The sequence below is a fragment of the Thermobispora bispora DSM 43833 genome, from assembly GCF_000092645.1.
GTDB classification, from domain to species: Bacteria; Actinomycetota; Actinomycetes; order Streptosporangiales; family Streptosporangiaceae; genus Thermobispora; species Thermobispora bispora.
This window is the reverse complement of the sequence record NC_014165.1, coordinates 3,659,278-3,679,887: the sequence shown is the minus strand read 5'-3', so window position 1 is coordinate 3,679,887 and position 20,610 is coordinate 3,659,278. Positions and strand designations below refer to the sequence as shown.

Genomic DNA, 20,610 nt, shown 5'->3' with positions numbered 1-20,610 from the left:
GTGCGCTGTCGTCGAGAGGAATCACATCGTGAAGTCGAACCGTGTGCGCATGGCCGTGGCCGCGGTCGTGGCCGGCGTGGCGTTGAGCGGCTGCGGTGTCCAGCAGGCGGGGACCGCGGCATACGTGGGCAACTACCGCATCTCCTCGAGCGAACTGGACGCCCAGGTCCGTGAGTTCCACAAGGCGCTCGCCAGGAACGGCATGACCGAGCGTCAGCTCGGCTTCGGCCTCTCCCTGCCGCAGATGGTCCTGTACCGGATGGCGAACGCCAAGCAGTTCATCGAGTACGGCAAGCGCGCCGGCGTCACGATCACCCAGCGGCAGGTCGACGACACGGTGATCGCCCGCGGCGGCGACAAGGAGATGGAGAAGATCCTCCTGGTCAACGGCATCCCGCCGTCCATGCGGGACGACGCGATCCGCGCGATGCTCATCCAGCAGACCCTGGTCCAGCGGCTCGGCGCCGGGCAGGACGAGGAGAGCCAGAACCAGGCGTACCGGAAGCTGGTCGAGCAGGCGGACGCGGCGGTGCCGGTCAGGTTCAACCCGAGGTACGGCAAGTGGGATCCGGAGCGGGGGTTCGTCCCGGACGACCGGTTCGGGGCGGTTCCCACCGAGGGGCCGCTGGGCTGATCGCCCGGCTAGGGTGAGCCTATGCCCTTGCTCGTGGTCACCACGTCGCCGCGGGTCCCGCCCGGGCTGCTCACCCCGGCGGCGTGGCAGGCGCTCCAGCGCGGCCGGGTCCTGACAGGATCGGAGAGCCACCCGTACCTGCCCTACCTGGAGGAGGCGGGGATCCGGGTCGAGGTGGTCGAGCCCGACCCCGCGGCGCTCGTCGCGGAGTGCCGGGACGCCACGATCGTCTGGCTCGCCGCCCAGGACGGCGAGGAGGACCTGATGCGCGCGGTGGGCCGGGCGGCGCTCGCCTCGGCCGAGCCGCCGGTCATCGAGGTCGTCCCCGGCTCCTACGACCTGCCCGGGGCGCGGATGCTCGACCTGGTCCGGGTGATGGACCGGCTCCGCCGGGAGTGCCCGTGGGATCGCAAGCAGACCCACGAGTCGCTCGCGCCGTACCTCGTCGAGGAGGCGTACGAGGTGCTGGAGACCCTTGAGCAGGGGGACCGCGGCGCGCTCCGGGAGGAGCTCGGCGACCTGCTGCTCCAGGTGGTCTTCCACGCCCGGGTGGCCCAGGAGCGGCCGCCCGAGGAGGACGGGTTCGACATCGACGACGTCGCGGTCGGCATCGTGGACAAGCTCGTCCGCCGCCACCCGCACGTGTTCTCCGGGGTCAAGGTCTCCGGCGCCGACGAGGTGAGCGACAACTGGGAGGCGATCAAGGCGGCCGAGCGGGCGGCGAAGGGCGAGCCGGACTCGGTGCTGGCCGGGGTGCCCATGGGCCAGCCCGCGCTCTCGCTCGCCGCGCAGCTCCTGCGCCGGGCGGCCCGGGGCGGCGTCCCCGCCGAGCTCGCCGAGAACCTGTCCTCCCCGCTGGGCGCCCGCCTGTTCGCGCTGGTACGGCAGGCCGTGGCGGACGGGCTGGACCCGGAGGCCGAGCTGCGGGCGGCGGCTCGGGAGTACCGCGGCCGGGTCGAGGAGTGGGAGCGGAACGAGCGGCGCTCCGGGCCGGGGGACGGGCGCCGCGACGACTGATCGGTTGGCCGTGCGGGGGAGCGTGCGGGCCGGTCGCCCCGCCGCGGCCGCCCGTCCGCGGGCGTGGCGACCGCGTGCGGGGGCGGGGACCGATAGGCTCGATGCGCAAACCCGCCCGCGATAGTGCTTAGGAGCATTCGTGGCTGCCATCGAGGCCGTTACCGCCCGCGAGATCCTCGACTCGCGGGGCAATCCCACCGTGGAGGTCGAGGTCCTGCTCGAGGACTACAGCACCGGACGCGCCGCCGTGCCGAGCGGTGCCTCGACCGGTCAGTTCGAGGCAGTGGAACTGCGTGACGGGGACAAGCGCCGCTACCTCGGCAAGGGGGTGGAGAAGGCCGTCCTCGGGGTCACCGACGAGATCGCTGAGGAGATCATCGGGCTGGAGGCCGAGGAGCAGCGGGTCGTCGACCAGACGATGATCGACCTCGACGGGACGCCGAACAAGGGCCGGCTCGGCGCGAACGCGATCCTCGGGGTCTCGCTCGCCGTGGCCAAGGCGGCGGCGGAGAGCGCCGACCTGCCGCTCTTCCGGTACATCGGCGGCCCCAACGCGCACGTGCTGCCCGTGCCGATGATGAACATCCTCAACGGCGGGGCGCACGCCGACACCAACGTCGACATCCAGGAGTTCATGATCGCGCCGATCGGGGCGGAGACCTTCTCCGAGGCGCTGCGGATGGGCGTCGAGACCTACCACGCCCTCAAGAGCGTGCTCAAGGAGAAGGGGTACGCCACCGGCCTCGGCGACGAGGGAGGGTTCGCGCCCAACCTGCCGTCCAACCGGGAGGCGCTCGACCTGATCATGAGCGCGATCGAGCGGGCCGGCTTCCGGCCGGGCGACGACGTGGCGCTCGCCCTCGACGTGGCCGCGAGCGAGTTCCACTCCGACGGGGTCTACACGATCGAGGGCAAGGGCCGCTCGTCGGAGGAGCTGATCGCCTTCTACGAGGAGCTCCTCGGCGCCTACCCCCTGGTCTCCATCGAGGACCCGCTCAACGAGGAGGACTGGGAGGGCTGGAAGGCGATCACCGCGGCGCTCGGGGACAAGGTCCAGCTCGTCGGTGACGACCTGTTCGTCACCAACCCGGAGCGGCTGCGGCGCGGCATCGAGGAGGGCGCGGCCAACGCGCTGCTGGTCAAGGTGAACCAGATCGGCACGCTCACCGAGACCCTCGACGCCGTCGACCTCGCCCACCGCAACGGCTACCGGTGCATGATGAGCCACCGGTCGGGTGAGACCGAGGACACCACGATCGCCGACCTCGCCGTGGCGACCAACTGCGGCCAGATCAAGACCGGTGCCCCGGCCCGGTCGGAGCGGGTGGCCAAGTACAACCAGCTCCTGCGGATCGAGGAGCTGCTCGGCGACGCCGCCCGGTACGCGGGCCGTTCGGCGTTCCCCCGGTTCCGGCGGTAACGTTTCCCCGCATCCGGCAACGGCGCCGGAGCGGGGACGACCCCGCTCGCACGGCAGGAGGGAGGAGCGATGGCGAAGCGATCGCAGCTGACCGGGCGGGCCGCGATCCTCGCGGTGGTCGTCTGCGCGATCGCCATGTCCCTCGCCTACCCCGTGCGGGAGTACGTCGCCCAGCGGCGGCAGATCGCCCAGCTCGAGGAGCAGCAGGCGCGGGCCCTGCAGCGCCTCCGCGAGCTGGAGGAGCGCCGCCGCATGCTCGAGGACCCGGAGTACATCAAGCGCCTCGCCAAGGAGCGGCTCCACTACTGCGAGGTGGGCGCGAAGTGCTACGTGGTCTTCAACCGCAACGCGGGCGACGCGGCGGAGCAGAAGGGGGAGAAGAAGTCCGGCCGGCCCGCCTGGTACATCACGCTGTGGCGGTCGGTCGAGGCGGCCGACCGCGGCGGCGGGACGGTCGAGGCGGCGGAGCGATGAGGAGGGTCCTGGCCGCGTGAGATCCGTGGATCCCAAAGACCTGGCGGCGATCCGGGAGCAGCTCGGGCGGGAGCCGCGCGCGGTGCGGCGGGTGGCGCACCGGTGCCCGTGCGGGCTCCCCGACGTGGTGGAGACCGCGCCCCGGCTGCCCGACGGCACCCCGTTCCCGACGCTGTTCTACCTGACCTGCCCGAGGGCCGCCTCGGCGATCGGCAGGCTCGAGGCGTCCGGCCTGATGAAGCGGATGACGGCGAGGCTCGCCGAGGACCCTGAGCTCGCCGCCGCCTACCGGGCCGCCCACGAGGACTACCTGACCCGGCGGGAGCGGGCGGCCCATGAGGAGGGCGTGGAGCCGCTGCCCGAGGGGACGCAGAGCGCCGGGGGCATGCCCACCCGGGTCAAGTGCCTCCACGCGCTGGTCGCGCACGAGCTCGCCGTCCCCGGCGTGAACCCGTTCGGCCGGGAGGCGCTCGAGCAGCTTCCCGAATGGTGGGCGAAGGGCCCGTGCGTGCCGGAGGAGAGGCTGCAATGAAGCGGGTCGCGGCCATCGACTGCGGGACCAACTCGGTGCGGCTGCTCATCGCGGACCTCTCCGCCGATGGGCTCGCCGACGTCGAGCGCCGCATGGAGATCGTCCGCCTCGGCGAGGGCGTGGACCGGACCGGGCGGCTCGCCCCCGAGGCCCTGGAGCGGACGTTCGCCGCGCTGCGCGGCTACGCGAACCTGATCCAGAAGCACACCCGCGCGGGGGAGCGGATCCCGGTCCGGGTGGTCGCCACCTCCGCGACCCGGGACGCGGAGAACCGGGACGAGTTCGTCACCGGGGTCCGCGAGATCTTCGGGGTGGACCCCGAGGTGATCTCCGGCGCCGAGGAGGCCCACCTCTCGTTCACCGGCGCCACCCGCGGCCTGGGCCCGCAGGTCGCGCCGGAGGGCGGGCCGTACCTGGTGACCGACATCGGCGGCGGCTCGACCGAGTTCGTGGTCGGGACGGACCGCGTCGAGGGCGCGCTCTCCGTGGACATCGGGTGCGTCCGGCTCACCGAGCGGCACCTGGCGGGCGACCCGCCCGATCCGGCGGAGGTGCGGGCCGCGGTGGCCGACATCGACGCGGCGCTCGACCGGGTCGAGGCCGCGGTGCCGGTGCGGCGGGCCCGGACCCTGGTCGGGCTGGCCGGCTCGGTCACCACCGTGGCCGGCATCGCCCTGGGGCTCCCCGCCTACGAGCCGGAGCGCATCCACCACTCCCGCATCCCGGCCGAGCAGGTTCACGCGGTCACCGAGCGGCTGCTGCGGATGCCCCGCGCGGAGCGGGCCGCCATCCCGGTCATGCACCCCGGGCGGGTCGACGTGATCGGCGGCGGCGCGCTCATCCTCGACCGCATCGTCGAGCGGTACGGCTTCCGCGAGGTCCTGGTGAGCGAGCACGACATCCTCGACGGGATCGCCTGGTCGCTCGGCTGAGCCTCCCAGCGGCGTCCGCCCGCGGCCACGCGGCCGGGCCGGAAGGCCCGGTCCCCCTTCCCCCGGGCCCAGGGCGGACGCCAGGTCACCCGCCCGGATCGGCCGCCGGCTCCTTCCCCACGGCGCCCCCGGGCGGGTGACGACGACGTCGGGTCTCCCACCGGCAAAGGGGCGTCCCGGTGGTGGGGGCGCCCGCGATCCCGAGCCGGGTGGGCATGCCGTCCCGTGTTGCTTGGGCCCCGTGCGCGTGAGCGGTACCCGTGCCCTGTCTCAGCCGCCCCGTCGCGTGTGAGCCGTACCCGTGGCCTGTCCTCCGCGTGCGGGCCGTACCCGCGGCCTGTCCTCCCGGCGCCGCCCGTCCCGTGCGAGCCGTACCCGCCCGGCGGGCTGGCCCGGGCCGGACCGGAACGGCGCGGGCTCCCCGCCCGGAAGGGGCTCACCGGGTCCGGGGAGCTGGCACGATCGGTGGTATGAGCTTCGTTCCTCCCGGTTCCGGATGGCCGGGCGACCCGGCGGCTCCCGAGACGCCCGTCGCCCACGGGGCGGCCGAGGTCGCCAAGCTCGCGGCGGAGAGCCGTACGCTCGGCGAGCTGACCGCCCGGCAGTCGGTGTGCCGCGCCTGCCCGCGGCTGGTGGAGTGGCGGGAGACCGTCGCGGACGTGAAACGGCGGGCGTTCGCCACCGAGCGGTACTGGGGCCGCCCGGTGCCCGGCTGGGGGGAGGAGCGGCCGCACACGGTCATCGTGGGGCTCGCCCCCGCCGCGCACGGCGGCAACCGGACCGGCCGGATCTTCACCGGTGACCGCAGCGGCGACTGGCTGTTCGCCTCGCTCTACCGCACCGGCCTCGCCGCCCAGGAGACGAGCACCCACGCGGCGGACGGGCAGCGCCTGCTCGGCGCCCGGGTGCTGGCCGCGGTCCGGTGCGCCCCGCCGGCGAACCGGCCGACCAGCGAGGAGCGGGACGCCTGCCGGCCGTGGCTCTCCCGGGAGCTCGCCCTGGTCGCCGAGTCGGTGCGGGTGATCGTCGCGCTGGGCGGGTTCGCCTGGGACGCGCTCTGGCCCGCGCTCGCCGACGCCGGGTTCACCCGCCCGCCGCGGCGGCCCCGGTTCGGGCACGGCGCCGAGGTCGCCCTGGAGTACCGCGGGGCGAAGGTGACCCTGCTGGGGTGCTACCACCCGAGCCAGCAGAACACCTTCACCGGCCGGGTCACGGCGGACATGCTCGACGCGGTCTTCAGCCGCGCGGTCGCGCTCGCGCGCGAGAGCCGGAGGTAGCTCCGCGGCCGCCCTGGTGGCACGGCGGCGTCACGTCGTTCCGCCGGCTGACCCAGGCCTGCGCGGCCTGGGCCGGCTTGGCAACCAGGGATCTTGTGAAAGATTTCACAAGAGATACCGTTCCAGCGAGAAATATTCATGATCTTTTACGATAAAAGATCGTCAATCTTGAACGATTGAGAATTTCTATCGAATTTGTCCTGTTTAGTCCTGGCGTGGACGCCCTACCGGCACCTAAGCTTGTGAATGCTTTCACAAGCAGCCGGGACGAAGGGCACCGTGGTGAACCGCAAGTCGAAGCACATCGTCATCGTGGGCGGCGGCTACGTCGGCCTCTACACGGGACTGCGCCTCCAGCGCAGGCTCCGTCGCGAGCTGCGTGACGGCAGCGTGCGGGTCACGCTGATCGACCCGCGGTCCTACATGACCTACCAGCCGTTCCTCCCCGAGGTCGCGGCCGGCAACATCTCGCCCCGCCACGTGGTGACGCCGTTGCGCCGGGTGCTCCCGAAGATCCGGATCCTCAACGGCATGGTGACGAAGGTCCACCACGAGCGCCGGACCCTGGTCTTCCAGCCGCCGGTCGGCCAGGCGCGCGAGCTCGACTACGACATCATCGTCATGGCGGCCGGGTCGATCTCCCGGACGCTGCCGATCCCCGGCCTCGCCGACGCCGCGATCGGCTTCAAGACCATCGGTGAGGCGATCGCCCTGCGCAACCGGGTCCTCGCGCTGCTCGACCGGGCCGACTCCAGCGACGACCCCGACGTGCGCCGGCGCGCGCTCACCTTCGTCGTGGTCGGCGGCGGGTTCGCGGGCATCGAGGTCCTCGCCGAGCTCCAGGACATGACCTCGGACGCGATCAAGTACTACCCGACCATCGAGGAGAAGGACCTGCGGTGGGTCCTCATCGAGGCGAGCGACCGCATCCTCCCCGAGGTCGGCCCCGAGATGGGCGAGTGGACCGCCGAGCAGCTCCGCGAGCGCGGCATCGAGCTCAAGATGAAGACCCTCCTCGAGTCCTGCGAGGGCGGTCTGGTGAAGACGTCGGACGGTGACGAGTTCGAGGCCGCCACGATCGTGTGGACCGCCGGGGTCAAGGCGAGCCCGGTGGTCGACTCGACCGACCTGCCGCTCGACGAGAACGGCCGGATCAAGACCACCACCCGGCTCACCGTCGACGGGGTCGAGGGCGCGTTCGCCGCCGGCGACATCGCCGGGGTGCCCGACGTCACCCAGCCGGGCAAGTACTGCGCGCCCAACGCCCAGCACGCGGTACGGCAGGCCAAGGTGCTCGCCGACAACATCGTCGCCTACCTGCGCGGCCGGGAGCTCAAGGAGTACCGGCACCGGTACGTCGGCTCGGTCGCCGGCCTCGGCCTCCACCGGGGCGTCGCGAACGTCTACGGCATCAAGCTCCGCGGCTTCCCGGCGTGGTTCACGCACCGGACCTACCACCTGCTGCGGATCCCCACGTTCAACCGGAAGGCCCGCGTGGTCATGGACTGGACGCTGGCGCTGTTCTTCCGCCGGGAGACGATCTCGCTGGGCGAGCTGGAGAACCCGCGCGAGGTGTTCCGGGCCGCGGCGCTGAGCGGGCGCAAGCGCTGACGCCCGCCCGGTCCCGCGGCCGGGATCCGGGGCCGGGCCGGCCGCGCTCGGCCGCGGCCGGCGGCCGCACCGGGGAGGGCGGCGGCACCCACGAGCTCCCGCCGTGCCGGGTGTTCCCCCTGGACACCCGGCACGGCGGGCCAACCGCGGCTCGGTGACGCGGCCGAGGGCCGTCACGCATGCCCGTGCGCCGCGTACGCGGCCGCCGGGCGGCACCTGGGGCGTCCCTTCGCGGGCGGCCGGATCGGGCACGCCGGGGGAGGGTCTGATCCGGTCCGGCCGGGCTCGCGGCGCACCGCCGTGGCCGGCGGCTGCCGTGCACAGCGGCGGCCAGGCGGCTGCGGCGCATCGCCGCGGCCATGGCGCCGCGGCACAGCGCGGCGGGCGGCAGCCGTACGGGCGGGCCGGTCGGGGGCCCGGCCCGCCCACGGAGACGCCCGGCACTCCACGACCACCCCTGGGAGAAGGCAGGGGAGGGCCCCGGCCACCTCTGGGAGAAGATCCGGCGATCCGTGGCGGAAGGCCCCGGCGGGCACCCCGGGGTGGAAGATCTGGCGCGCCGGCCGGCTCCGCCCACCGGGTACCCGGGCCGGCTCGCCCACCCGGGCCCCGCGGGAGTGGCCGCCGGGCGGTTCGACGGCCGCTGGTGAGGTACGTCTATCGCTGGGTGCGGAGGCGAAGGCGGACGCGGGCGGACGGCCCGCACGGCGGCCTTCGGGGCGGCCGTCCGGGGACGGCCCGGCCGTTGGGGGACGGCCGGTGCGGGCATGGCACGGCCTTTCCATTGCGCGGTGCCGGTCCGGCGATATGTGATGGAGGCCGAAGCCGGATCCGGAGGGGGTGGTCTCCGCGCCGCGACGTTCGCCGATCACCGCCGCCGAGACGGCCCGGGGCCCGCTCTCGCCGGCCCTCGGCCGTGCCGTGGGCGGCGGTGCCTTCCCTGCGATCTCGGGTCCGGCGCCCTCGGGGTTCGGGCTAAGCTGGCGCTCCGTGCACGGCTTCGGGAACCCGGTGGAGCGGGCGCCGTACGGGAACGCCGGCGCAGCGGAGGATGCGCGGCCGGTCCGGGCCGGTGAGCTCGATCGCCGCACCGTGTTGTTACCTCGCCACCATGGGCCGGCGGGTTCCATCCCCCGCAAAGCCGGGGATATGCGGAGTTAAAACCTTAATCCGCGTACACAGCGGCGATTTGTGACATATGATCACGGCGCCCCCGTAGCCCAATGGCAGAGGCAAGCCCCTTAAAAGGGCTGTGGTGTGGGTTCGAGTCCCACCGGGGGCACCACGCATGCGGCGGCGCGAGACGGGCGGCCTTTCCGCGGCTCAGCGGCCCTGCCGTGACCCGGTTCGATGGCGTACACCCGCCGCAGGGCGCCGTACGGCATCGCGGCGACGCCCCCACGTGCGGCCCGGCCCCGCGTCCCGGGCACGGCTCGCACCCGGCCATGATGGGATGAGCCCGCGCCGGCCCGCGACCGTATCCCTCGGCCGGCGCACATCGGTTCCCCTATCGCGAGGATTCCTCCCCATGGACGGAGCGCGACCGGCGGCCGGCGCGGTGCGGCACGCCCCGCCCCCGGAAGCCGCCCGTGTGCAGCGCCGCACGATGACCGTGCTGACGGTCATGCAGGCCATCGGCACGGTCGGCGTGGGCATCGCCCCCTCGATCGGCGTGCTGCTCGCCGGAGAGGTCACCGGCAGCGACGCCTGGGCGGGTCTCGCCCGCACCGCGAGCATCCTCGGCGCGGCCCTGCTCGGCCTGCCGCTGGGGAACCTCGCCGCCCGGTACGGCCGCCGCGCCGCCCTCACCGCCGGGTGGTGGACCGCCGCGGTGGGCAGCGCGCTGCTCGTCGCCGCCGCCCAGGCCGACCTCGTCGTCCCGCTGTTCCTCGGGCTGCTGTCCATCGGCGCCGGCACCGCCGTCAGCCTGCAGGCCCGGTTCGCCGCCACGGACCTCGCCGCGCCGCAGCACGCGGGCCGTTCGCTCGCCCAGGTGGTGTGGGCGGGGACCATCGGATCGGTCCTCGGCCCCAGCCTCGGCGCCCCCGGCCGGTTCGTCGGTGACCTCGTCGGCCTGAACGTTTACGCGGGCGCGTTCCTCATCGCCACCGTCTGCCTCGCCGTGGCCGGGCTGATCGTCTTCGCCTGGCTGCGCCCGGACCCGTTGCGGCTGCGGGAGCGGTACGCGGCGCCCACCCCGGCGCCGCCGGGGAAGGCGTCCGGCCGGATCAGGCCGATGCTCGCCGAGCTGGGCGGGAATCCGGTGGCGCGGTTCGCCGTCATCGCGATCCTCACCGCCCACGGCGTGATGCTCGGGGTCATGACGGCCACCCCGGTCCATCTCGCCCACCACGGCGGGTCGATCACGATGATCGGGATCACCATCAGCCTGCACGTCCTCGGCATGTTCGCGTTCTCGCCCGTGGTCGGCCACCTCGCGGACCGGCTCGGCCCGCGCCGCACCATCGCCGCCGGGACCTGGATCCTCGTCGCCTCGCTCGTCATCGGCGCGATCCGGCCCGCCGACACCGCGTGGATCGTCGTCTCGCTCTTCCTGCTCGGTCTCGGCTGGTCGTTCGTCACCGTGGCGGCCTCGGCCGAGTTCGGCTCGGCCGTCTCCGGTGAGGCCCGGGCGTCCGCCCAGGGCGGCGTCGACGCCCTGTCGAACCTGTGCGGGGCGGTCGCGGCGCTCGCCGCGGGCCCGGCCCTGAGCGTCACCGGCTTCTCCGGGCTCTCCGTCCTGGCGATCGCCGCGCTGGTGCCGCTGCTGATCCTGACGGCGCGGAAGCGCGCCCGGGGATCGGGGTGACGGCGGCCGCCCGCCCCGGCATCGGCTGCCCGTCCTCCCGCGCGCCGGGGACCTGAGCTCGCGATGCCGCCGCGGCCCGCCAACCTTTGCCCGGGTGGCCCGTGCGGGCGCCTCGATCACGAACGATGACCGGCCCGCCCGCGTCGTGTCCGCAGAGCCCGTACGCCTCGGGACGGCGTCTCTCCGCCGCCAACCGCCCGGTTCCTGCCCGCAGAGCCCGTGCCAACGGGACTGGAGGGCGAGCCGGGTGGCGAAGCCGAGCATCGCGATCCCCGCGACCGGGGGACGCGATCGAGGTCGCGGGCCACGCGCGGGGCTTCACCCGGCGGCGGCCCGGCCGGGCGCGCCCGTCACCCGCCGCGGTGGGGCGCCGCGGACGGCCGGCGGTCCGCATCGGCGGGTCCGGCGCCGTCCGGCGACGAGTACCCCGGGACCAGCGGGAGCCGTACCACGAACCGGGCGCCGCCGTACCGGGACTCGTCCACGGTCACCGTGCCGCCGTGCGCGACGGCGATGTCCCGCACTATGGTCAGCCCCAGGCCGGTGCCGCCGCGGTCGCGGCTGCGGGCGGAGTCGAGCCGGGCGAACCTTTCGAAGATCCACTCGCGCTTGTCCTCGGGAACGCCGGGGCCGTCATCGCCCACGCTGACCACGACGTACGTGCCCTCGGTGCGGACCTCGACCTCGATGATCCGCTTCGCGTGGCGCTGAGCGTTGTCGATCAGGTTGACGTACGCCCGGGCGATCTCGTTGCGCACCGCCTTGATCGTGGTCAGGCCGTCGAGGTCCAGCCGTACCTCGACCGGGCACTCGCGGGCGGCGGTCTCCGCGCGGACGAGCTCGCCCAGGTCGATGAGCTCCATCTTCCGCGGATCGGCGGCGCAGACCCGGGTGAGGAAGAGCAGGTCGTCGATGATCGCCTGCAGCCGTTCGACGTCGCCCAGCGCGCCGTCGACCAGCTCCTCCAGGTCGGTCTCCGCCGGGTGGAGCTTGGCGTCCTCGAGCCGGGCGCGGATCCCGGCGAGCGGGGTGCGCAGCTCGTGGGAGGCGTCCGCGGTGAACTCGCGCTGCCGCCGGTAGAGCCGCTCGGTGACCTGCTTGGCGTGCTCGATCCGGTCCAGCGTGTCGTTCACCGTGTGGGCGAGCCGGATGATCTCGTCATCGCCGTCCGGGGTGGGCACCCGGGCGCTGAGATCGTTGACGTTGATCGCGTTCAGCGTGCCGCGGATGTCGTTGATCGGCCGGAGAATGCCTCCGGCGAGCTTCCACGTCCCCCAGCCGGTCAGCAGGGTGACCAGGGCCACCTGCGCGGCGAGGATCAGGTTCAGGTTGGTGCCCTCGGTGAGGGCGCTCGCCGGCCTCCCCGCGTAGATCACCGTCGGCGATGAGGCGCCGTCCACCCGGAGCGCGGAGACCCGCATGCAGGGGCCCGCGTCCTCCTGGGGGCACGATTGCAGGTCACGCTGGGGCTCGTCCGGGGTGGGCAGGGTGGAGGCGAGCGGCGGCAGGGAACGTGCCTCCTCCGAGGCGGCGATCACACGCCCTTTGGCGTCGACCACCTGGACGAGGTCGACCCCGGGGACGCTGGGCTCGATCGGATCGGTGAGCCGCCCGGCCCGCAGCTCCGTCTGAGTGACGATCACCTGCTGCCGGGTCTCCTTCCAGGCGGTGGAGGTGACCATCTGCTGGATGAGCATGCTCGCCAGCACGGCGAGCGGGGTCAGTAAGAGCACGGTCAGCAGCCCCACCAGCACCGTGATCTTGGCGCGGAGCGGTTGGGACGAGGGGACGGGTAAGGGTAGTCGCCGAATCAGGCGATGCATGCCACGCAATGGCTCCTCCGGCTCTGGAGCACCGGCCGTACATACCGGTGGGGTCGATACCGGCCGGTGGGCCGGTGGGTTGCCGCAAGCTCGACGAAAGCCGCCGTACCGGTCTGCGCTCGTCGTCCGGACGCGATCGGTCGAACCCACCGGTGAGCACTGGCGGGAAAGGGCCGGCCACCTGGGCGAGGCCATGATTCGGCGTTGCGCCGCCGCGATGCGGTGAACGGCCCTAGCCTTCCGCAACTCACCTTTGAACGGTAACACTAAAGCTGAGTAGTTCAAGTAAAGGAAGTATCCCAGTTTGGTCCGTTTGGCCATGCACCGGTGGCCGCAGGAAGACCCCTCCGGGCCGGGGAACCCGTGGCGGATGACGACGACCGAGCGCGGTCCGCGGGCGGCCTCGGTCCATCGAGCGGGCGGCCCCGGCCCGCCGGATCGGCGAGCCGAGACGGCCCGGTGGAACTTCCCCGGGCACTCGATCGTTGGGGACAGGGATACCGGGAGCGCCACTTGTCCGGTGGACGGCTCTACGGGCACCATGCGTGGCAGCCGACACCTGAACGGCTGATCAGCGAGTCGCGTCGTGGAGGAGCGATGGCGAGCAGGAACCCGATAATCAGCCGGACCGGCACGTTCAGCCGGTCCACCTGGACCACGCCCCCGCCGGGCGCCATGTACGGCACCCCGCCGTACGGTGGCCAGCCCTACGCCCCGCCGTACGGGGCGGAACCCTACGGCGCTCACCCGTACGGGGCGCAGCCGTACGCGCCGCCGGCGGCGCGGCCGATGACGATCGACGACGTGGTCGTGCGCGGCTTGACCATGCTGGGCACGCTCGTCCTCTCGGCCGCCCTGGCGTGGTACTTCAACCTCGGCCCCGGCGTCGCCGGGCTGGCCGCCCTCGTCGGCCTGGTCCTCGGGCTGATCGTGTCGTTCCGGCAGAGCACCAACCCGGCGCTCATCCTCGGCTACGCGGTCGCCTACGGCGTCGCGATCGGCGTGATCAGCAGGGTCGCCGACGCGATCTTCCACGGCATCGTCGTGCAGGCCGTCCTCGGCACGATGGTGGCCTTCGGTGGCACGCTCGCCGTCTACGCGCTCCGGATCTTCCGGCCGACGCCGAAGTTCACCAAGTTCGTCGTCGCGGCGGGCTTCGCCGCCGTCGGGCTGATGCTGCTCAACTGGATCGCCGGCTTCTTCGTCGACGGCGGGCTCGGCCTGCGCACCGACAGCCCGCTCGGCTGGATCTTCAGCCTGCTGATGATCCTGCTGGGCTGCTTCTTCCTGCTCCTCGACTTCGCCGACATCGAGCAGAGCGTCCAGATGGGCCTGCCGGAGCGGTACTCCTGGCTCATGGCCTTCGGCCTGACCCTGAGCCTCGTCTGGCTGTACCTGGAGATCCTGCGTTTCCTCCAGTACTTCAGCGGAGATAATGAGTAATTGATCACACAAATGAGCGCTCCCCGGCGCCCGGGGAGCGCTTTTTCGTGCCCCGACCAGGGAGATCATGAACGGCGGTCAAATTTTGATCTATAAGGAGCCGTGACGCCGGTGACGGTTGGGTCTTGCAAATTCCGTGCCACGGTGATGCACTGAGACTCGAAGCAGCTTTTCCCGTGGAGGTGGCACAATGGCCATGAACCACTCGCCGGAGACGCAGAGCAAGCTCATCGCCCGGGTGAAGGAGGTCACCGGGCGAGATCTCCGAGAGTGGTTCAAAATCATAGACAACGGGCCATCGTTTCTCCGCTGCGAGGAGCGGGCCAACTGGCTCGCCGAGGAGTACCGCATCAGCCGCGGGTACTCGGCCGCGATCGTCCGGGAGCACGAGCGGCAGCGTACCTGGCGGTAGATCGATTCGCTGAAAATCGATCGATCGGTATCCCCGAAACGCCGTGGAACGCCGGTAATCCTTTTGCTGACCGCGTGATTCGGCTGCCCGTGTGATTTTACGCACCCGCGTCTTCCGCAGGCGCGGGTGCATCATTGTGATATGGATCTCGAAAAGGCGCGTGAGTTCATCAGGGCCAATCACCGCGCGGTCATGCTCACCTGGCATGCCGACGGGCGTCCGCAGATGTCCCCCGTGCTGGTGGGCTGCGATGCGGAGGGTCACCTGGTGATCAGCAGCCGCGAGACCGCGGTCAAGACACGCAATCTGCGGCGGAACCCGCAGGTCTTCCTCACCGTGATGACCGACGCGTTCTTCGGCCCCTGGATCCAGGTCGAGGGCGCCGCCGAGGTCATCTCGCTCCCCGAGGCGATGGACCACCTCATCGCCTACTACCGGGGCATCAGCGGAGAGCACCCCGACTGGGACGACTACCGGGCCGCGATGGAGCGCGAGCGGCGCGTCATCATCCGGGTCACGCCGCTCCGGGCCGGCCCCGACCACCACGGGTGACACACGGGAGGCGCCCCGGCGGCGGACGGGGGAGCCCCGCGCGCCGGAACGTCCCCACGCCCGCCGTTCCGCACGGCCGGAGCCCTGATCCGGGCGCGCGCGTGACGCGCCGTCTGCCCTCACGCGCGCCCGCGCGCCGGACGCGGGCGCCGTGGCGCGCTGCAGGCGCGCACCTGGTGTTCGGGCACTCCTTCGCGCCGGCGCCCGCGCTTCCTCAGGACCCCGGCCGGATGCGCCGCTCACGCGCTCCCCGAGCCGCCGGTGCCCGCCGGCCGTACGGCCCGGGCCGGAACCGGCCCGCTCCCGGGCGCGCGGGAGGTCTCGTGCACCGGGGCTCGCGGTGCGGTACGGCCGGCTGCGGTGCGGCCGTCGGAGAGCGGTGCGGTGCGGCCGTCAGGAGAGCCGTTCCAGGATCATCGCCATGCCCTGGCCGCCGCCCACGCACATCGTCTCCAGGCCGATGGTCTTGTCGTGGAAGCGGAGGCTGTTGATCAACGTGGTGGTGATGCGGGCGCCCGTCATGCCGAACGGGTGGCCCACCGCGATGGCGCCGCCGTTCACGTTGAGCTTGTCGATGTCGATGCCGAGCTCGCGGTAGCAGGGGATCACCTGGGCGGCGAACGCCTCGTTGATCTCGACCAGGTCGACGTCGTCGATGGACATCCCCGCGCGCTTCAGCGCCTGCCGGGTCGCGTCGATCGGGCCCAGGCCCATGATCTCCGGAGAGAGCGCGGAGACGCCCGTGGACACGATCCGGGCGAGCGGGGTGATGCCCAGCTCGGCGGCCTTGGTGTCGCTCATGACGATCACGGCGGCCGCTCCGTCGTTCAGCGGGCAGCAGTTGCCGGCCGTGACCGTGCCGTTGGGGCGGAACGCCGGCTTGAGCTGGGAGACGACCTCATAGGTCGTGCCCGGCCGCGGGCCGTCGTCCTTGCTCACCACCGTGCCGTCGGGCAGGGTCACCGGGGTGATGTCCATCTCCCAGAAGCCGTTTGCCAGGGCCTTCTCCGCGAGGTTCTGCGACCGCACCCCGAACTCGTCCTGCTCCCGGCGCGAGATGCCCTTGAGCGCCGCCACGTTCTCCGCGGTCTGCCCCATCGCGATGTAGATGTCCGGCAGCTCGCCGTCCTCCCGCGGGTCGTGCCAGCCGTCCACCTCGCCCTGGGCGGCCCGGGCGGTCCGGGCCTCGGCCTCGGCGAAGAGGGGGTTCTTCGTGTCGGGGAGGGAGTCGGAGTTGCCCTTGACGTAGCGGGAGACCATCTCCACCCCGGCCGAGATGAACACGTCGCCCTCGCCGGCCTTGATGGCGTGGAACGCCATCCGGGTGGTCTGCAGCGACGACGCGCAGTACCGGGTCACCGTGGTGCCCGGCACGTTGTCGAGGCCGAGCAGGACCGCGACCACCCGGGCCATGTTGTAGCCCTGCTCACCCCCGGGCAGGCCGCACCCGAGCATCAGGTCGTCGATGTCGTTCGGGTCGAGCTGCGGCACCTTTGCGAGCGCGGCGCGGATGATCTGGACCGTGAGGTCGTCGGGACGCATGTCCTTGAGCGACCCCTTGAAGGCGCGGCCGATCGGCGACCGCGCCGTGGCCACGATGACAGCCTCGGGCATGAACCTCTCCCTGCGTGCTCCCGGCCACCGGTGGCGGCCTGTTCATGCCTGAGGCTACCCATCGGTAAGGGACGGGCCGCGCTCAGGGACGAGAAGGATAGAACTTTGTACTGGTGCACAGCCTCCCGGCCCCTGCCGCGCGGCCGGACCGGTCAGCTGTACATCCCCGGGGCGGTCGGGGTGCCGTCCTTGATCGCGTGCAGCGCGCCCTTCTCGTCCCGCCAGAGCCGCCAGCCGCCAAAGCTCCCCGTGAACCAGGACGGCGGCGGGTTGGAGGAGCTGATCTTCTTGCCGGTGGCGAGGTCGAACTCGCACAGCGCCGCGATCGAGTAGAACCCCGGGGTGATCCCCTTCAGCGGGAGCGGCTCCGGGTCGGTGACGCAGAACGACCAGCCGGTCGCGCCCTTGACCGGGGTCGGCTCGCCGGTGGCGAGGTCGAAGACCGAGCCGGGCGCGTTCCGCTTGAGGAAGCCGAGCTTGTCCATGGTCGGCGGGAACGCGAGCCACCACCCGGTCCCCGGTATCTGCCCGGGGGTGATCTGCCCGAGCACCCGCCCGGTCTGCGCGTCGAGCCGGGCGAACCCGCCGTACTGCCCCTGCTCGTCCACCGGGCGGACCACCGGGGCGAACGCCGGGTTGCCGCTCGGGTAGACGCGGACCACCGACGGCCGGATCCAGTCCACCACGCCGTCGGCGAGCCGGACCGCGAACAGGCCGAAGGCCGAGGTCCGCCCGGTCCGCGGGTTCGTGTGCGGCGCCACATAGCCGACCAGCCGGTCCCCGGTCGCGCCGAACGCCCACCCGCCCGACAGGTCGACGCCCGGGCCGAGGGCCTGCTCGATCGGAAGCCGCCACTCGGTCGCGCCGTCCGTCAGCCGGCGCGACTCGAGCACGGGGTGGGAGGCGAGGCGGAGCACCACGACCCGGGACCCGTTCGACCACTCGACCTCGGCGATCCCGGGCAGGCGCCACCGCTGCTGCCCCGTCTTGGCGTCCAGCACCACCATCCGCGCCGAGGAGAGCGCGGTGTTCTCCGAGAGGCAGACGTACGGCCCGCAGCGCTGGGGCCCGAAGGTCGAGTGGACCGGCCGGGTCCACAGCTGCTTGCCGGTTCGCGCCTCCCGGGCCACCAGCGTGGCCTTCTGCCCCCGCCGCTGGGGCGGGTCGAGGGCGACCACCACGGCCTGGTTCGCGCCGGTCTCGACGATCGCCGGCGCCTGCACGCCCATGCCGGGCAGCCGCCCCACCATCGTCGCGGGCTGCGCCCACAGCCGTCTGCCGCTGGTGAGGTCGAGCACGACCGTCTCCAGCGTGCCGTCCGGCTTCATCGAGGTGGTCGCCGCGACGCCCGCCCCGGCGACGGTGCGGCTGACGACGTTCACCTGGGTGTTCACCCAGGAGAGCCTGCTGTCTTCGGATGAGGTTCCGTCGCTGCTGGAGCAGCCTGCCAGGGTCCCGCCCGCGAGCAGGGCGGTTAACGCGAGCTTCAGAGCGGGTCTCCGATGCGGCCAGGTCATGTCGCTCCTACGGGGGGTGATGGCCTGGCCGCGGAGAGTAACCGTGCTCAGGTGCTCGGCATGGGCCCGCTCCGCCGGCGCAGCAGTGACGCCCACCGTCCCTGTGGGCCGCTCTCCCGGCCGGCGACGCGGGTCGCGGTGACCTCGCTGCCGGACTCCTCCACGGCCATGGCCGCCAAGAGGTATTCGGATCCTTCGACGCGCCCGGGTTCCGGCTCAGGCCACAACCCCAACGCGGCGCATACAGACGGTAGCACTGCGTACGCGGCTTGTAGGTAGCCTTGCGCAGATGGATGGAAACGATCTGGTCCGAACATCTCCGCCGGGTTCGCCTCGAACTCCGGCCCGAGGATGTCGGCGAAGGCGACGGTCCGGCCGCCGGCCTCGATGACCGCGACCGTCTGGGCCGCCGCCAGGTGCCGTGACCAGCGCCGGGTGATCCACCGGAGGGGCTGGGCGATCGGCCGGACCGTGCCGAGGTCGGGACAGGTCCCGACGACCACCTCGGCCCCGGCCTCGCGCAACCGGCGCACCGCCCGCTGCAGGTGCCGTACGGCTTGCGCGGGCGGGGTGGCGTTGGTCACGTCGTTGGCGCCGATGAAGATGCATGCGATGTCGGGGTCGGCCTCGAGCGCCCGGTCCACCTGGCCTTCGAGGTCGGCGGAGCGGGCACCGGACCGGCCGAGCACCCTCAGCTGTACCGGCCGCTCCGCCACGGCGGCGAGGCCGCGCGCGATGATCACGGCGGGCGTGTCGTCGGGGCGCTTCATGCCGAGCCCGATCGATGTGGAGTCGCCGAGGAACGCCATCCTGATCGGCTCACCGGAGAACCCGAACTCCTCTCCGTAGACACCGTCGGACGGCGGTCCCTCGGCGCCGTGGGGACGGCCGACGATCTTGCGCGCTAGTTGCGCCTCTGCCATGAGCAGGCCGTACGTGAGAGCGCCGAGTGCGGTCAGGCCGCCTCCACCGAGGGCGGCCGCGGTGACGATGCGGCGGGCAGCTCGCGCCGCGCTCGATGTCCGAATCACCCGCATGTCCCCCAGGTCACGATACGGTTTGAAAAAGAAACTAGCCGAGCCGTCGTCACCATTCCGACTGCTCGGGCGCGGTCTGTCAGGCAAGCCCTCGGAAAACGAAGGTGGTCATCCGGTGCGCGTTCATGACTCGCTGATCGAGCTGGTCGGCAACACCCCGCTCGTCCGGCTGCGCAGGGTGGCGGCGGGTCTGTCCGCCCAGGTGCTCGCGAAGGTGGAGTACTTCAACCCGGGCGGGTCCGTGAAGGACAGGATCGCGGTCCGGATGATCGAGGCGGCGGAGCGCAGCGGTGCGCTCAAGCCCGGTGGCACCATCGTCGAGCCCACCTCGGGCAACACCGGCGTCGGGCTCGCCATCGCCGCCCAGGAGAAAGGGTACCGGTGCGTGTTCGTGTGCCCGGACAAGGTCGCGCAGGACAAGATCGCCGTGCTGCGCGCCTACGGGGCCGAGGTGGTGGTCTGCCCGACCGCGGTCCCGCCGGACCACCCGGACTCGTACTACTCGGTCTCCGATCGGCTCGCCCGGGAGATCCCCGGCGCGTGGAAGCCGGACCAGTACTCCAACCCGGACAACCCGGCCAGCCACTACCACTCGACCGGGCCGGAGATCTGGGAGCAGACCGAGGGCAAGGTGACCCACTTCGTCGCCGGCATCGGCACCGGCGGGACGATCAGCGGCACCGGCCGGTACCTCAAGGAGGTCTCCGGCGGCCGGGTGAAGGTGATCGGCGCCGACCCCGAGGGGTCGGTGTACTCGGGCGGCACCGGGCGCCCGTACCTCGTCGAGGGCGTGGGCGAGGACATCTGGCCGGCCACCTACGACACCACGATCTGCGACGAGGTCATCGCGGTCTCCGACAAGGACTCGTTCCTGATGACCCGCCGGCTCGCCCGGGAGGAGGGGCTGCTCGTGGGCGGCTCGTCCGGGCTCGCGGTCGCCGCCGCCCTCCGGGTGGCCGCCAAGGCCGGCCCGGACGACGTGATCGTCGTGCTGCTCCCGGACGGCGGCCGCGGCTACCTGTCGAAGATCTTCAACGACGAGTGGATGGCCGACTACGGGTTCCTCACCACGCCCAGCGAGGAGGGGCTCGTCCGGGACGTGCTCGCCGGCAAGCCGGGCGACCTGCCGCAGTTCGTCCACGTCCACCCGCACGAGACGGTCGGCACGGCCATCTCGATCATGCGGGAGTTCAGCGTCTCCCAGCTCCCGGTGATGAAGGAGGAGCCGCCGGTGATGGCGGCCGAGGTGGTCGGCTCCATCATCGAGCGCGACCTGCTCGAGGGCCTGTACCGGGGGAAGGTGCGCGCCGAGGACCGGGTCGACCTGCACATGTCCCCGCCGCTCCCGATGATCGGCGCGGGCGAGCCGGTCTCCCGCGCGGTGGCCGCGCTGGAGAAGGCGGACGCCGCCGTGGTCCTCGACGACGGCAAGCCGGCCGGGCTGCTCACCCGGCAGGACCTGCTCGCCTTCCTCGCCAACCACTGACCCGCGAACGGATACCCTCG

17 protein-coding genes and 1 tRNA gene are annotated in these 20,610 nt (G+C 72.5%); 14 read left to right on the top strand and 4 right to left on the bottom strand.

What is annotated here, in order from left to right; all coding sequences use genetic code 11:
- The first annotated feature begins 28 nt into the window (after positions 1 to 28).
- From TBIS_RS15565 to TBIS_RS15520, 10 genes are all read left to right on the top strand, one after another.
- Positions 29 to 634, top strand: coding sequence for a SurA N-terminal domain-containing protein (locus tag TBIS_RS15565; protein WP_013133361.1), 606 nt, complete (start codon positions 29 to 31; stop codon positions 632 to 634).
- A gap of 21 nt (positions 635 to 655) precedes the next feature.
- Positions 656 to 1,651: a nucleoside triphosphate pyrophosphohydrolase gene (locus TBIS_RS15560; protein WP_013133360.1), complete on the top strand. Its 996-nt coding sequence runs from the start codon at positions 656 to 658 to the stop codon at positions 1,649 to 1,651.
- A 139-nt stretch (positions 1,652 to 1,790) separates the two neighbouring features.
- The gene (eno, locus tag TBIS_RS15555; RefSeq protein WP_013133359.1) at positions 1,791 to 3,071 is read left to right on the top strand and encodes a phosphopyruvate hydratase; all 1,281 of its coding nucleotides are present in this window, start codon (positions 1,791 to 1,793) and stop codon (positions 3,069 to 3,071) included.
- Positions 3,072 to 3,140: 69 nt separating this feature from the next.
- On the top strand, positions 3,141 to 3,545 hold the full coding sequence (locus TBIS_RS15550; RefSeq protein ID WP_013133358.1) for a septum formation initiator family protein: 405 nt from the start codon (positions 3,141 to 3,143) through the stop codon (positions 3,543 to 3,545).
- Positions 3,546 to 3,561: 16 nt separating this feature from the next.
- Positions 3,562 to 4,077: a DUF501 domain-containing protein gene (locus tag TBIS_RS15545; protein WP_013133357.1), complete on the top strand. Its 516-nt coding sequence runs from the start codon at positions 3,562 to 3,564 to the stop codon at positions 4,075 to 4,077.
- On the top strand, positions 4,074 to 5,009 hold the full coding sequence (locus tag TBIS_RS15540; RefSeq protein WP_013133356.1) for a Ppx/GppA phosphatase family protein: 936 nt from the start codon (positions 4,074 to 4,076) through the stop codon (positions 5,007 to 5,009). Before TBIS_RS15545 ends, TBIS_RS15540 begins: the two co-directional genes overlap by 4 nt.
- A 470-nt stretch (positions 5,010 to 5,479) precedes the next feature.
- Positions 5,480 to 6,286 carry a uracil-DNA glycosylase gene (locus TBIS_RS15535; RefSeq protein WP_013133355.1) on the top strand — a complete coding sequence of 269 codons (807 nt, stop codon included), beginning with the start codon at positions 5,480 to 5,482 and terminating at the stop codon, positions 6,284 to 6,286.
- A gap of 246 nt (positions 6,287 to 6,532) precedes the next feature.
- The gene (locus tag TBIS_RS15530) at positions 6,533 to 7,897 is read left to right on the top strand and encodes an NAD(P)/FAD-dependent oxidoreductase (protein ID WP_013133354.1); all 1,365 of its coding nucleotides are present in this window, start codon (positions 6,533 to 6,535) and stop codon (positions 7,895 to 7,897) included.
- 1,209 nt (positions 7,898 to 9,106) lie between these two features.
- Positions 9,107 to 9,182, top strand: a tRNA-Leu gene (locus TBIS_RS15525).
- Positions 9,183 to 9,425: 243 nt separating this feature from the next.
- Entirely contained in the window at positions 9,426 to 10,706 is a 1,281-nt protein-coding gene (locus TBIS_RS15520; protein ID WP_013133353.1) for an MFS transporter, read from the top strand.
- Positions 10,707 to 11,056: 350 nt separating this feature from the next.
- Here the strand turns inward: TBIS_RS15520 and TBIS_RS15515 are convergent, their stop codons facing one another.
- On the bottom strand, positions 11,057 to 12,529 hold the full coding sequence (locus tag TBIS_RS15515) for a sensor histidine kinase (protein ID WP_013133352.1): 1,473 nt from the start codon (positions 12,527 to 12,529) through the stop codon (positions 11,057 to 11,059).
- A gap of 597 nt (positions 12,530 to 13,126) precedes the next feature.
- Here TBIS_RS15515 and TBIS_RS15510 point away from each other — a divergent pair.
- The 3 genes from TBIS_RS15510 (at position 13,127) to TBIS_RS15500 (ending at position 14,936) form a co-directional block, all read left to right on the top strand.
- A complete protein-coding gene (locus TBIS_RS15510) occupies positions 13,127 to 13,972 on the top strand; it encodes a Bax inhibitor-1/YccA family membrane protein (protein ID WP_013133351.1) in 846 nt (281 codons plus the stop codon).
- A 190-nt stretch (positions 13,973 to 14,162) separates the two neighbouring features.
- Complete coding sequence (locus tag TBIS_RS15505; RefSeq protein ID WP_013133350.1) at positions 14,163 to 14,384, top strand: DUF4287 domain-containing protein; 222 nt, start codon at positions 14,163 to 14,165, stop codon at positions 14,382 to 14,384.
- Between the two features lie 141 nt (positions 14,385 to 14,525).
- Positions 14,526 to 14,936 (top strand): PPOX class F420-dependent oxidoreductase, encoded by a 411-nt coding sequence (locus TBIS_RS15500; RefSeq protein WP_013133349.1) that lies wholly within the window; start codon positions 14,526 to 14,528, stop codon positions 14,934 to 14,936.
- Between the two features lie 393 nt (positions 14,937 to 15,329).
- On the opposite strand, the gene TBIS_RS15495 is transcribed toward TBIS_RS15500, so the two are convergent.
- From TBIS_RS15495 to TBIS_RS15485, 3 genes are all read right to left on the bottom strand, one after another.
- The gene (locus tag TBIS_RS15495; RefSeq protein WP_013133348.1) at positions 15,330 to 16,550 is read right to left on the bottom strand and encodes an acetyl-CoA C-acetyltransferase; all 1,221 of its coding nucleotides are present in this window, start codon (positions 16,548 to 16,550) and stop codon (positions 15,330 to 15,332) included.
- A gap of 152 nt (positions 16,551 to 16,702) precedes the next feature.
- The gene (locus tag TBIS_RS15490; protein WP_013133347.1) at positions 16,703 to 18,067 is read right to left on the bottom strand and encodes an outer membrane protein assembly factor BamB family protein; all 1,365 of its coding nucleotides are present in this window, start codon (positions 18,065 to 18,067) and stop codon (positions 16,703 to 16,705) included.
- Positions 18,068 to 18,114: 47 nt separating this feature from the next.
- Positions 18,115 to 19,104, bottom strand: a complete 990-nt coding sequence (locus tag TBIS_RS15485) for an SGNH/GDSL hydrolase family protein (protein ID WP_013133346.1) — start codon at positions 19,102 to 19,104, stop codon at positions 18,115 to 18,117.
- 115 nt (positions 19,105 to 19,219) lie between these two features.
- On the opposite strand from TBIS_RS15485, the gene TBIS_RS15480 reads away from it, so the two are divergent.
- Positions 19,220 to 20,590, top strand: coding sequence for a cystathionine beta-synthase (locus TBIS_RS15480; protein ID WP_013133345.1), 1,371 nt, complete (start codon positions 19,220 to 19,222; stop codon positions 20,588 to 20,590).
- The last annotated feature ends 20 nt before the right edge of the window (positions 20,591 to 20,610 follow it).